General features: G+C 40.6%; 15 protein-coding genes. 9 read left to right on the top strand and 6 right to left on the bottom strand.

Translation table 11 applies throughout. The features are described 5' to 3' along the window. The 3 genes from BGC07_RS18805 to BGC07_RS18795 all read left to right on the top strand — a co-directional run. The coding region (locus tag BGC07_RS18805) for a hypothetical protein (RefSeq protein WP_158007028.1) at nt 1-1,169 on the top strand (1,169 nt) is incomplete at its 5' end. A gap of 2 nt (nt 1,170-1,171) precedes the next feature. Beyond that, the gene (locus BGC07_RS18800; RefSeq protein WP_069314593.1) at nt 1,172-1,789 is read left to right on the top strand and encodes a phage baseplate protein; all 618 of its coding nucleotides are present in this window, start codon (nt 1,172-1,174) and stop codon (nt 1,787-1,789) included. Beyond that, a complete protein-coding gene (locus BGC07_RS18795) occupies nt 1,790-2,116 on the top strand; it encodes a phage baseplate plug family protein (RefSeq protein ID WP_069314592.1) in 327 nt (108 codons plus the stop codon). Here the strand turns inward: BGC07_RS18795 and BGC07_RS18790 are convergent. Then, nucleotides 2,110-2,295: a hypothetical protein gene (locus tag BGC07_RS18790; protein ID WP_069314508.1), complete on the bottom strand. Its 186-nt coding sequence runs from the start codon at nt 2,293-2,295 to the stop codon at nt 2,110-2,112. The two genes, BGC07_RS18795 and BGC07_RS18790, sit on opposite strands and share 7 nt — an antisense overlap. A 96-nt stretch (nt 2,296-2,391) precedes the next feature. Between BGC07_RS18790 and BGC07_RS18785 the strand changes: the two genes are divergently transcribed. Beyond that, nucleotides 2,392-3,270 carry a phage protein gene (locus BGC07_RS18785; protein WP_069314591.1) on the top strand — a complete coding sequence of 293 codons (879 nt, stop codon included), beginning with the start codon at nt 2,392-2,394 and terminating at the stop codon, nt 3,268-3,270. Then, nucleotides 3,257-4,036: a Gp138 family membrane-puncturing spike protein gene (locus tag BGC07_RS18780; protein ID WP_069314590.1), complete on the top strand. Its 780-nt coding sequence runs from the start codon at nt 3,257-3,259 to the stop codon at nt 4,034-4,036. The genes BGC07_RS18785 and BGC07_RS18780 overlap by 14 nt, the downstream gene beginning before the upstream one ends. Here the strand turns inward: BGC07_RS18780 and BGC07_RS18775 are convergent. Together BGC07_RS18775 and BGC07_RS18765 are read right to left on the bottom strand one after the other, a co-directional pair. Continuing rightward, complete coding sequence (locus BGC07_RS18775) at nt 4,033-4,485, bottom strand: hypothetical protein (protein ID WP_069314589.1); 453 nt, start codon at nt 4,483-4,485, stop codon at nt 4,033-4,035. The two genes, BGC07_RS18780 and BGC07_RS18775, sit on opposite strands and share 4 nt — an antisense overlap. Nucleotides 4,486-4,719: 234 nt before the next feature. Then, nucleotides 4,720-5,130 (bottom strand): hypothetical protein, encoded by a 411-nt coding sequence (locus BGC07_RS18765; protein WP_069314587.1) that lies wholly within the window; start codon nt 5,128-5,130, stop codon nt 4,720-4,722. A 98-nt stretch (nt 5,131-5,228) separates the two neighbouring features. On the opposite strand from BGC07_RS18765, the gene BGC07_RS18760 reads away from it, so the two are divergent. The 4 genes from BGC07_RS18760 to BGC07_RS18745 are packed head-to-tail and all read left to right on the top strand — an operon-like array spanning nt 5,229 to nt 10,009. Then, nucleotides 5,229-5,570, top strand: coding sequence for a hypothetical protein (locus BGC07_RS18760; protein WP_069314322.1), 342 nt, complete (start codon nt 5,229-5,231; stop codon nt 5,568-5,570). Next, nucleotides 5,563-7,020 (top strand): hypothetical protein, encoded by a 1,458-nt coding sequence (locus tag BGC07_RS18755; protein ID WP_069314586.1) that lies wholly within the window; start codon nt 5,563-5,565, stop codon nt 7,018-7,020. The genes BGC07_RS18760 and BGC07_RS18755 overlap by 8 nt, the downstream gene beginning before the upstream one ends. After that, nucleotides 6,998-7,555, top strand: coding sequence for a DUF2612 domain-containing protein (locus tag BGC07_RS18750; protein WP_069314324.1), 558 nt, complete (start codon nt 6,998-7,000; stop codon nt 7,553-7,555). The genes BGC07_RS18755 and BGC07_RS18750 overlap by 23 nt, the downstream gene beginning before the upstream one ends. Nucleotides 7,556-7,564: 9 nt before the next feature. Beyond that, nucleotides 7,565-10,009, top strand: coding sequence for a gp53-like domain-containing protein (locus BGC07_RS18745; RefSeq protein ID WP_069314585.1), 2,445 nt, complete (start codon nt 7,565-7,567; stop codon nt 10,007-10,009). A gap of 21 nt (nt 10,010-10,030) precedes the next feature. On the opposite strand, the gene BGC07_RS18740 is transcribed toward BGC07_RS18745, so the two are convergent. The 3 genes from BGC07_RS18740 to csrA all read right to left on the bottom strand — a co-directional run bounded on the left by BGC07_RS18740 (nt 10,031) and on the right by csrA (nt 11,904). Next, complete coding sequence (locus BGC07_RS18740; protein WP_069314584.1) at nt 10,031-10,945, bottom strand: ParB/RepB/Spo0J family partition protein; 915 nt, start codon at nt 10,943-10,945, stop codon at nt 10,031-10,033. Beyond that, nucleotides 10,899-11,606 (bottom strand): AAA family ATPase, encoded by a 708-nt coding sequence (locus BGC07_RS18735; protein WP_069314583.1) that lies wholly within the window; start codon nt 11,604-11,606, stop codon nt 10,899-10,901. The genes BGC07_RS18740 and BGC07_RS18735 overlap by 47 nt, the downstream gene beginning before the upstream one ends. A gap of 118 nt (nt 11,607-11,724) precedes the next feature. Next, nucleotides 11,725-11,904, bottom strand: coding sequence for a carbon storage regulator CsrA (gene csrA / locus BGC07_RS18730; protein ID WP_069314328.1), 180 nt, complete (start codon nt 11,902-11,904; stop codon nt 11,725-11,727). Nucleotides 11,905-11,989 lie beyond the last annotated feature (85 nt).

The following is an 11,989-nucleotide window of genomic DNA, read 5'->3' as shown; positions in this document are numbered from 1 at the left end:
GGCATTTTCTCAATACGCTTGGAGACAATGGAGGAGTTAGCCTTTTAACATCGTTGTTTAAAGGCTTAGATATTGCATTACAAACACTTTCAAAAACGATCAAGATCGATGCAAAATTATTAAGACAGCTCAACGATGAAGCTCCAGCGTTAACAACGCTCGCCAAAGGGATAACAGCATTATATATTGCAACCAAAGCGTTTAACCTTTTAAAACGTAGCCCCCTCTTTCTGTTACTCACTACCATTCAGATGATTGCTTTTGCGATTGATGATATTGAGGGTCATCTTAACGGCAAAAAGTCGGTCACTGGCTCATTGATTAAATGGTTTGGGGACTTATCAGAACTTAAAAAAGTTGCTTTAGGATTAGCAGGAATAGCGGCGTCTTTAGGTGCTGTTTATCTTACTTATAAAAAAGTAAGTAAGCTTAGTGGTGCTTTTAAAGGCTGGGCTAGTAATAAGTTTGGAAAAGGCAAAGCTGGTGGCCTTGAAAACATGGCAACTCGCCTTGTGAACATTGAGGCTGGCGTGGTTAATGTTTTTTCTAAAAATGGAAAAGGTGCTTTAGGCGATGGAGCAAGCATTGACAGAGGGGAAAGAAAAGGCGGCACAGTCGAGCGAAGAACTAACCCTCGCAGCCCGATAAAAGAAGGTGCACCAAAAAGTAAATTTGGTAATTTTAAAAGTGTCACTAATCTTTTTAAAAGCCTTTCTAAAGGTGTTGAGCTTGGCTTAGCTAGATTTCCTTTGTTCGCTCTCCCTACCGCAGGCGCAGCAATGGAGGTATCTACTGCAAGCCCAACGCCTGAAAATGTTCAATTATTTGGAGCAGGGCCACAGAGTCAAAAAATATACGATATTACAACCCCACAGCAAAGATTAAAGAAATTGCATGAGGCAGCATTAAGTCATGTTGCACACCTTCAACAAAACGCTGTTTCATTAAGTACGCCTCGTTTATTACAACAAACCACATCAAACAATACACACACCGCTCAAGCCATTAGCTTGGCACCGCAAAATACGTTTAATTTTAGCTTCAATGTCGCCGCAGGAACGACACAAGAGCAATCAAGGTCAATGGCTGAAATAATAGAGGACACTGTGAATAAAATGCAACATAAGCAATATACTCAGGCGCTCTCGACTTTTACGAATAAGGAGTAACAATGGGGGCGACATTACTTTTAGATAAGAAATCAATTTACATTGATTTTCTAGACTCCAAGCAGAAAAAATACCGAAATAAGGTGACAAAATTTCCTGTTGAGGACGGTTCGCCGATCACCGATGATATTATCAATGAAAACCCAGTGATTAATATCAAAGGGATTGTATCAGCCTCTCCAATCACCTTTTTATCTAGTTTAGCACCTTATTCAATCGACATTACCAGCAGCCTTAAGAAAGGTGAAGTTGTCACACATAAATACACATCGCCACAAGATGCTGAAAAAATACTCGTCGATTTTTGGGAAAGCCGAAAAACAGTCACTCTTGCAATCGATAATGAGCAAAAAGTACATAATGCAGCCATTGCAGACTTAGAGATTAAAAGCGACTCAGATACAGGTGACAGTTTATTTGTTGAGTTAAAACTTGAGATCATTAAAAAGGTTGTTAGTAAGACCACAACGGTTCCCGATAATATCGCCGACCAAAAGACTCAGGATGATAATTCAAAAAAAGCAGACTTAGGTCATGTAGCTGCGAAGCCTGTTGAAAAAGGAACATTTGAATATCAACTCGGCACAAAAGCAATAAGTTTTACTAAAGGTCTATTTTAAATGATAGAAATACCTCTAAACAGCAAATTACCAAACTACACACAAATAACCTCCCTTGAAGGCACCGCTTATCAGCTAGATGTGCGCTGGAATACACGTGACGAAACCTGGCGCATTTCTATCGCTGACACGGACGGAAACGCTATTTTAAGCGGCTTAAAATTATTACCCTACTCCCCACTTGTCCAAAGATACAAAATCGAAGGATTTATCGAAGGGGAGCTTATGGGTATTAACACTACAAATGAATTTGAACCACCCAATAGAAAAAATTTAGGCAGTGATTTTAAGCTGTTTTATTTATCCAAAGATGAGATCAATCAGTAAGGCACGATCATTCCAATCGTTCGCCGATGCTTGGTTATTTCTACGAAACAGCCTTGAGTTAGAAGCTTTGTCACCTCTTTTAAATTTTGCTGTAAATCTGATGCTGAAACTCTAACAACGCTTTCATCATTCTGATTAGTATATCTAGCAAATTTATCGCTGCTTTCCTTATTAAACATTATCTAAAACACCCCTGATTTAATATTACCTTAATAAAGCAAGTAAGCTATCACATTTCATCAATAAATATACAGAACATGTCACAGTAATTTTAAATGCAACAATTTAACCGCAAATGGTCCCTAAAAATCGGCGAAGCTGGTAAAACGGGCATAGAAATCACCGAACTGAATATCAAGTTTGATATTACTAAAACCGATGAAAGCTCAGATCAAAACAAAGCAAGCATTACCGTCTACAACTTAAACGACTCAGACATTAGCAGGCTAAAAAAAGGCTTAGCCTTGATATTGTCTGTTGCTTACGATGATCAACCGCTAGTCACATTATTTGCCGGACAAGTCAGTGGCTTTGATACACACAGAGAACAAGCCAGTCGTGCAACGCTGATTCAATGCAGTGATGGCTACATGCCACTCAAAGAAACCTTTTCATTTTCAACCTTTCCATCGGGCACAAATGCGCTGCAAATTGTTCAGAGCCTAATTAAAGATTTAACCGCAGACGGTAGTATTTCTAAAAGCGAAATTACAGACCAAGACACGTTAACCCGTCACATTTTCTCTAACGGTTATTATGTGGCTGGTTTAACCCGTGATGCGCTTCAAACGCTACTCGGCTCGCTTTTTATGAAATTCTCCATTCAAGGTGGTGTGATTTATATCAGCTCGGCACTGAGGACCAACACACAAAAGCAGGCGCTTTTACTCACCCCTGACACCGGCTTAATTGATTCACCTCGGATTACCGCATTTAATCCGAATGGTTTAGAGCGTGAGAATATCCCCAACAACGGCCTGCAAATTACAAGTTTGGTCAATCCGCGCATTGTGCCTCATTCGATTGTCAAAGTTGAAACGCAGTATATCAACTCTTTTTATCGAGTCAGCAAAATCAACCATCGAGGGGAAACCCTTGGCAAAAACTGGAAAACATTAGCAACATTAGAGGCAATCAACAATGAACACGCTTGAACAAGTCTTGCATGCGGCTTTAGAGTCACGCCTTTGTGATGTGCATACCTCTATCCCTGGCCGTATTGCCTCATACGATGCGAAAACACAAAAGGCGAACATTCAACCCGTGATTAAGAAAAAACTCCGTGACGGTCGTTCTTTTTCGATGCCAGTAATAACCGATATTCCTGTGATGTTTCCAAGTGCCGGAGGTGGCCTGTTATCTTTCCCTGCGAAACAGGGCGACACCGGACTTCTATTTTTTTGCGAACGATCTATCGATCAGTGGATGACAGGTAACAATGACGAAGCGGAGCCGTTAGGGAACCATAAGCACAATTATACTGATGCAGTATTTATCCCAGGTCTATACCCATACAGCCGCACGCTTAACGCTGATCCAGTAAATACCGAACTTAAATTCTCTGACAATCAAATTATTTTAAAGCCAGATGGCAGCATCGTGATTAATGCACCCAAGCAAATCACAATCAATACAATCAACGCGAATATTAACGCAAGCCAACAACTCACGGTGACAGCACCGCTCAGTCAATTTAAAGGCAACGTAGCAATTACGGGTGATTTAACCACCCCAGCATTAACCGCAAGCGCAGACTCGAAAGCCTCTAACTTTGCAGGCGATGTTCACAGCACAGGAAATATTAACAGTGATAAAACCATCACCGGTGCAACGGATGTTATTGCAGGTGGTATTAGCGGTAAATCTCACAAGCACGGAGGGGTTAAGTCAGGCGATGGAGAAACAAGCCCTCCAAGCTAACTACAATATATATCTCCATCTATACTAGCAAGCACATATGAAGGCGTACCACTTCTTTCACTTCCATTCATTGGTTTAACTACAAATTTATCACAGCGATTAAATTGAGATTGACTAATATTAACACCCACATACCAGTTAGTTGGGCCGTGTATAGTCTCTAAATCAAAAATGATTTTATCAACCCCAAGTGGTACATCAAGCGCGTAAGGCAGTCTAGATTGCTCAGAAAGGTTTACCTTTTTTACCATTAAATTGCCTATATATCCACGAGCCACAATGTAAAGCATATTTTCTGGGTCAAAACCAAGATTCTTCTGCCCTTTTAAAGTGCAAGCACTTTCCCAAGTTGACCCAATGCTTGCAGGCTCGCAGTAAACTTTGAATGTCTTGCTGAAACTTGAACAACTCAATAACAGCCCTGTAACAACTAAAAGCAATTTTTTCATAGAACAAACATGCCATTTCTTTACAAAAAAACCATTATTTCACTAATTCTAGTTTCTATTGCAATAAACTCAAAATTTGTTTTTGCACTAGAAAGTAATTTAAATCCATACAAACAAAACTCAAAAATACCAGAAACATCAAAACAGCGCCTCATTGTCGCAAAATACATTTGCAAAAAATCGCATAAGCTAGGTTTGCCTTGTAAAACAAATGAATTGGCAGACTGAAATAAATTAACCAAACTGCAGCTGATATTCTTTTCCTCTACTGTTCAGTGATTGCTGAGCTGCTTCGGAAAACACTAACGGGTTTCTTGATGCATATGGACCAATTGTTTCATCCATAGCCAGGCGTCTATTTCCTGAGGGAATAGAGTTTAATAACTGTTGTGCTTTATCTGTATAGACTGAAGAAATACTATCTCCCATTTCAAGAATTTCGCCAATTAAAAACTTGATATGATCAAATACAGCAGGATCATTTCTACTCCCAGTTTTCATCCTATTTTTTATTTCCATTCGTGTTGTTACTCCTAAAGCTTGAAGGGCTTTACCTATATCACCTTTATTCAACATTTTATTGGCAAATTGAAGGAACATAACCTTTCTTTCCTGTTCACTGATTTGATCAAAATTTCTTGGCATAATCAAAAACCTACTACTCAACATTAAAAACAATATTCTTTTTTGTTTTAGTGTGTAAAACAACCTAAAACTATTTTAGTTATGTATATGGACAAACAATGACCGACTTTTTACTTAACGATGATCATGATATTGATTTTAGCTCTCTATCGCTGCATTTAACTGACAGCCTAGCCCAACGCCTCAGCATTAAATTAAACACGTTTCAGGGCGAATGGTTTTTAGATGACACCGCAGGCATTCCCTACTTTCAAAATATCCTCGGTAATAAAGTTACCGCTGATGTTATCGATTCAATATTCAAAAAGGCCATTTTAGAAGAGAGTGAGGTGAGCACAATTTTAGAGTTCACATCATCCATTGATAATGCAAAGCGAAAATACACTTACACCGCTCGCATTCTTGCAAGTGATAATACGGAGGTAACAGTGAGTGGCTAATAGCAGCTATTTAACTGACACGGGCCTGACACTGCCGACACAAGACGATCTAGTTTCTAGCATGGTAACAGACGCACAATCTTTGTGGGGTTCAGGAGTCCAAGCAGAAACCTATACAGTGCTAGGTCAGCTTTTTAACATTGTTTCAGCACAGCTCTACCAAATTTATCAGCTCGGCGCTGCAACTTACGATGCTCAAAACCGCTACAGCGCACAGGGTAAAAACCTCACTGATTGCTGTGCACGTGTCGGCATTCAACAGCTCGGCGCGAGTAAATCCTCGGCTAAATGTATTTTAACGGGCAATACAGGGATTAGTATTCCCAAAGGCTCACAGGTTGCGGTAGAAAATACGTCAAAGGTTTTTGAGTTAATTAACGACCAAACGGTAGGCTATGGCAATGCGACTTTTTTAGAAGTACTTATCGCCACACACATTCCAGGTAATAATTACTATCTCAATATTGATCAGGTCGAATACAGCTACATTGCAAAAGATGACGATACAGTAGACGATATTGCAGGAAAACTTGCAGCACAAATAAATACCACCTCTGATAAGCTCATGGCTTTCTTTAAAGGCTCAGGGGTTTTTACTGTAGAAGCCTCAAGTACACTTGCCACTTTTTCAACACAACCCAGCGCCGGAGTCAGCATTACTAAATGCGGCATTATCTCCTCGCTCGAAGCAATCGACTACGGAGTCGTTAGCGCACCAGAAAATAGCCTAACTGAAATTAAGACCCCAGTTTACGGCTGGGATAGTTGCACGAATCCAAACAGTGCAATACTCGGTCGCGATAAAGAGTCTGACACCGAACTATTACTACGTACAAACAGCAGTCTTAAAATTTTAGGCTCACGGAGTACCGATGCAATATCGGCGAAGCTAAGGCAGTTAGAGGGCGTGTCAAATGCATACGTCTTTCAAAACACCAGCAATACAACCGATGCAAATAATTTACCGCCTAAATCAATCAGCGCAATCGTTTTAGGTGGCAACGAACAAGAAATCGCTCAACAGCTTTGGGATGCAAAATCAGGTGGCATATCAACTTACGGCAAAATAGCAAACGAAGTCACAGACTCAAACGGTGATACTCAAATTTGCAACTTCTCACGACCAACTGAAATACCGATTTACATTGATATTGTTTTCGCCAAAGAAGACAAAGAGGCCATGCCTGCCGATATTAATCTCGCCATTCTTAACGCGGCTCTAGCTTACGGCAATACGTTAACTGTTAATGTTGATGTTATTCCTCAGCGTTTCGTCGCAGCCATTTATAAAGCAATTCCCGAAGGCATTGAATATATCGATCTCACTATGAAAACCGATATTGAGCAACCTTGGAGCAAAAAGAAAATACCGATTGACCGCGTTTCGATTGCAGTCTTTAAATCAGCCAACATTACAGTGAAAGAAGATGACGACGATCACCCAAATTGATCATAACGCCCTTGCATTAAGCCGCACCCTCGAACAATTCAAAGGCAAAGACAACTATACAAAACTGGTGCAAGTCCTCACCAATGCCTTACAGAGTTCAGAACAAACCTTCATCGACCTTTTAACCAAGCGCTACATTGATAACGCCACAGGCAAGCAGCTTGACGATGTCGGCTATGATGTGGGTTGCCAACGCAACGGCTTAAAAGATGACAATTACCGCCGTGCAATTTATTTGCAGATTGCAATTAACACAAGTCAGGGCCGCGAGCGTGACATTTCGTTTGTGGCAAAGCAAATCACCGCATCAAGTGTTATCCAATTTCGAGAAAACAACCACGGACCAGCCCAGGTGCAAGTCTTTTTCGACGGCGAAAACGCAACGCCTAGCAATATGCAACTTGTCGCCCAGGTCATCGGGGGCGGTATTCAATATTATGGGCTCACCACTCAAGGCGGCAGTCCTTTCGGTTTTGATGATATTTCAAGCGGCTTTGATGAGGGCCGTGTTACCGCAGAATTTTTATTAAATTAGGAACAATAAATGAGTTTAGAACGTCCAACCACCTACCCAGATTTTGCTATGAAAGATTGCACTGACCCGATTAGCGGCCAGCCCAACGTTGAAGAAATTCCACAAAAACTGATTGATTACGGTTATGCATTCAGAGATAAGCCAGAGTTTAATAAATTCAATTATATTTTTAGAAGTGTGGCGCAGTGGATTCGTTACGTTGATGAAGTCACGCAATCATTTGGTTATTTGCCGTTTAACTTCGGCAAAGACGCAACAACCACAACAGGCCTCATTTTTGGTTATCTGCAAGGCTCAGTGACACAGAACAATGAATCAATCACAGTACCAGCCGGAACCGTTACGCTCACAGCAAACAAAACAAATATCGTCTATGTTGATTTAACTGATACCAAAGTAAAAGTATCAACCTCTGCATTACCCGATGATGCAAACGATGTTGAGCTCTATGACATTACTACAGACGCAAGCCAAATCACTAACATTGTTGATAAGCGCACATGGATAAACGAAACAGCCTCGCATCAAATTAATTGGGGGAACTCCTCAGTTGCGGTTAAAAGTCAAAACGGCGAGGTTGATGTTAATGTCGCTGGCTCAACGGTATTTAAAGCAACAAACTCTCAAGTAATCTCTAACAACCCGTTTAAAGTGCAATCGGGTTTAGTTTTTGCTGATAACACCACACAAAACACAGCCGCTTATAATTTACCGAACTACGACGGAACAGCACGCGCACTTTCACCGGATGACGATCTAAACAACTTATTCAAAACGGGCATCTATTGCGGCGTTCCTAAAAACAACCCCGTCAACGATCAAGACCCAGGCGGCGAGTGGTTTAATTTTCTTGTGATGGGAAATGGTAAAGACTCTGCTTCTCAATTTGCAATTCCTTGGTCAAACTTATCTCGTGGCGTTTCTGTTAGAACCACACAAAGCGGAGCAAGTGGCTGGTCAGAATGGGAACAACTCAATACACAAGATAAGATTTATAGCGCCGGAAAGTCACAAGTCAGCTTTGATAGTAATAACGCAATTTGTTTTTATTATGAGAACAAGAAAGTCGCATCGATTAATAACAACGGCCTAACATTTAGCGATGGCAGCACTCAAAAAGTAGCATCGCCTGCGGTCGCCAAAGATTATAACGGAGTTACTTGTGGTATTTATGTTGATAGTCTTGGCGATTGGAACTTAGTAAATCAAACAGGTTTCTTTGTCTGTACAAACACCTCGATGAAAAACGGCCCAACGCTAACATCAACTAAAGGCCATTGGTGGACGTGTCACGTTGTGCGCGTGCCTAATTCGTCAGATTTAACCCAAACAATTACCAGCCTAGCAACAGACGACACAGCACCGACTTTTGTACGGCAATACACAGCAGGTTGCGGCTGGACTTCTTGGCAGCGTATTGACTACTCACTAGTCGCTAATGATGCACGCACAATCAACATTGCAAACGGTGATGCAAACAACTTTAAGGATAAAGCAGCCCATTACTCAGGCACAAGTAACGGCTGGAAAAACGCCCCTGCAAATTTAGGCATCTTGTCAGTTTATCCGTACAGCGACAATCAAGGCTGCTATCAAGAATTTGTCGGCTTTGAAGATGGCAGCTACTCAAGTCATAACAAATACTGCCGGATGCTCTCACGCGATGGCAAAACCTGGTCTGATTGGGTTTTAATCACGCCGCAACTTGTCACTAAAGAACAATACTGCAACAACATATACAACTGGAATGGCGCAACTAAAACTCAATTCATACGCTCATACAGCGCACAAAATCAGCCAATTGGAGGAAACGCATTCTTTACAGGTATTAACCTTTTCCTTGATGATAAACAACACAAGGTCACAGGCCAGCTTGCAATCAGAGATAACGGGGAAACTTTTACACGCGCTCAAGTTATTTCTAGCTCAGACAACCCAGCAGATAAACCCTACAAGCCGTGGATACGCAACGATAACTCACCTACAGGAATTAAAAGCGATACTTTAAACCGCACACAAAACTCTGACGGCTCTTTGCAAGTTGATGTCAAAAAAGCATCTCAATCTGATGTTGAATCAGGCACAGACACCAATTCGTTTATTACTCCCGAAGTGCTACATGATTTTTTAAATCAAGCTAAGTTTAGTGATAAACGTAACGGCTACCTTCGTCTACCTGATTGGCTTGGTGGCTTTTTAGTGCAATGGGGACTACTCGACATACCTAAAGAAGGTTCAACAGAAACATTCCCCATAGAGTTTTCTTCTGTATACAGCGTAACAGCTACAAAAATCAGCACGCCAAATCCTAACGCTGGGCGTTTTAACACTTCAATATACAACATTAGCAAAACACAGTTTACAGTGGCCTTTGATGTCGGAGGTGTGGGAGGCACAGCTTTCGACGATCTCACAGGGGTTTATGGGGTGAGCTGGCTAGCAATTGGCAAGTAGCCCCTCCCGTGTGGGCCTTTATCATAAAATAGCGTCTAAGGCTTCTTGTATCTGTTCTTTTTGCTTTCTAGTGAGCTTCTTTGACTTCACAACAAAACCGTTATCTGTATACCTTAAATCGGCCTTTTCAGACTTAAAAACATAGCGCTCAACCTTCTTTTTAGGTTGCTTCTCAGGAGGGTTAACCTTACGGTCTACGCGGGCTAAGAAGTCTTTCCAACTTAAGCCAGAATCAAGTGACCCAACTTGGGTCACTCCTAATTTTGGAGCTAATTTAGTGAATGCTTCTATATACTCAACATGTTGTGATTTGTCTTTAGCTACGCGTTTCCCTATATCCTCAAATTGCCCTGCACTTAATTCGCTCATTGGCAAAACATCACAAAGTTCTTGTGGTATTTTAGATACATTAAATAGCCTTATTGCTTGAGTCTTACTAACGTTATAATCATTAGCAAATGAACGGATACTTTTAATATTAAACATTTCCATGTACTCGATATAAGCAAGAGCTTTATCATAGTCAGTTAAGTCCGTTCTTTGTTCATTTTCTGCGATAATCAGCTTTGCCGCTTCTTCATCGCTACACTCAATTATACGAACAAGTAAAGGTTCTTTATTTGATTTTGCAGCTTCATAACGACATTCACCAGAAATAATCTCATACGCACCATCAGACGCTTCACGAACAATACAAGCATTAATCTGTTGCTTGTTAAGCATGCTACTTGCTAAGCTCTTAATGTTTTCAATGTCCTTAGACTTTCGGTCTATCTTGATATCAGCAACTCGGCACCTATTAACATCTACCCACTTATCACCACCTTCAAATTTTTCTTTTAGGTGTTCGCTCCCTTTGAAATCGTAGATAAATTCACTCTTATTGACTTTACGCTGATTTTTTTGTTTTGACCGCTTTTTTAGCTCTAATGCCATGACGCACTGCCTTTTTACCAGTTAATTTTAATATCTCTTTGACTAAGCTTTCCATTTCAGCTTTTGCTTTTTTATCTTTTAACTCCACGACACCAAAGCCTTCAGACATGGCTTCTACATAAGCATCACGGTTATGTGCGACTGTTTTAAGTAAATTAAAATCATCTGCTTCATTCAATGCTGATTGGGTTTCTTTTAGCTTTTTACTGCGAGGGTTTGGAGCCGCCATATTAATCATCCACCCCACTTTCATCTTGTCATTACCTGCATCTTGAGCATTTTCTATAAGTTCTTGCATAGATTCTAATACATCAATATCAAGCTGGCTTGGTTTAAATGGAACAATGGTTAAATCAGAAACAGTTAAAGCCGCTCGCATTTCCACAGAGTCATGCCCTGCCGTGTCTACAACCACAAAATCATATTTTTTTATTAATTGCCTCAGAGCAGGAATAACTTTTCCTGTTTTTTGAACTATATCTACACTAGGCACCTTGCCATTATCTTGCCTCTCATCCGCCCAGCTAGAAGAAGAAAATTGCGGATCACAATCAGCAACAACAACTGAAAATCCAGCATGAACAAGCGCTGTTGCCAAATTACAAGCTATTGTGCTCTTTCCAACCCCACCTTTAGAGTTTGCTATTTGAACAATTGGCATTTATTTCCCCAACAATCAAAATTTCTACTAATAGTATCAGACATTTTTAACAAAAAAATTAACGCAGGTTAAAATATTTTCTCAATCAAGACAACAAAAAGGGGCCGAAGCCCCTAAATCACACAGCCACCTTAATTGGTTTAGGCCGTTTATTTTTAATATCGTCTCGATGAATTTGCACCTCTTGCGGTGCGTCGATGCCGATTCTTACTTGATTGCCCAATACTGACAAAACCTTAACCGTGATGTCCTTACCGATGAAAATTGCTTGATCTTCTTTGCGCGTCAAAACTAACATATCTATCTCCTCATACATAACAATCACCTCAATTAACCGGCCAAGCAAGACAGGTAGTATCAATTTGCGTGCTTAACCTTCAAGG

It is taken from the genome of Piscirickettsia litoralis, from assembly GCF_001720395.1.
GTDB lineage: Bacteria > Pseudomonadota > Gammaproteobacteria > Piscirickettsiales > Piscirickettsiaceae > Piscirickettsia > Piscirickettsia litoralis.
The sequence above is the reverse complement of the archived record's forward strand: the minus strand, read 5'-3'. Positions and strand labels throughout refer to the sequence as shown.

Bases quoted from the DNA above. Each gene is read 5' to 3' on its own strand.
- BGC07_RS18800 (WP_069314593.1), top strand. From the start codon at position 1,172: ATGGGGGCGACATTACTTTTAGATAAGAAATCAATTTACATTGATTTT.
- BGC07_RS18795 (WP_069314592.1), top strand. From the start codon at position 1,790: ATGATAGAAATACCTCTAAACAGCAAATTACCAAACTACACACAAATA.
- BGC07_RS18790 (WP_069314508.1), bottom strand. From the start codon at position 2,295: ATGTTTAATAAGGAAAGCAGCGATAAATTTGCTAGATATACTAATCAG.
- BGC07_RS18785 (WP_069314591.1), top strand. From the start codon at position 2,392: ATGCAACAATTTAACCGCAAATGGTCCCTAAAAATCGGCGAAGCTGGT.
- BGC07_RS18780 (WP_069314590.1), top strand. From the start codon at position 3,257: ATGAACACGCTTGAACAAGTCTTGCATGCGGCTTTAGAGTCACGCCTT.
- BGC07_RS18775 (WP_069314589.1), bottom strand. From the start codon at position 4,485: ATGAAAAAATTGCTTTTAGTTGTTACAGGGCTGTTATTGAGTTGTTCA.
- BGC07_RS18765 (WP_069314587.1), bottom strand. From the start codon at position 5,130: ATGCCAAGAAATTTTGATCAAATCAGTGAACAGGAAAGAAAGGTTATG.
- BGC07_RS18760 (WP_069314322.1), top strand. From the start codon at position 5,229: ATGACCGACTTTTTACTTAACGATGATCATGATATTGATTTTAGCTCT.
- BGC07_RS18750 (WP_069314324.1), top strand. From the start codon at position 6,998: ATGACGACGATCACCCAAATTGATCATAACGCCCTTGCATTAAGCCGC.
- BGC07_RS18745 (WP_069314585.1), top strand. From the start codon at position 7,565: ATGAGTTTAGAACGTCCAACCACCTACCCAGATTTTGCTATGAAAGAT.
- BGC07_RS18740 (WP_069314584.1), bottom strand. From the start codon at position 10,945: ATGGCATTAGAGCTAAAAAAGCGGTCAAAACAAAAAAATCAGCGTAAA.
- BGC07_RS18735 (WP_069314583.1), bottom strand. From the start codon at position 11,606: ATGCCAATTGTTCAAATAGCAAACTCTAAAGGTGGGGTTGGAAAGAGC.
- csrA (WP_069314328.1), bottom strand. From the start codon at position 11,904: ATGTTAGTTTTGACGCGCAAAGAAGATCAAGCAATTTTCATCGGTAAG.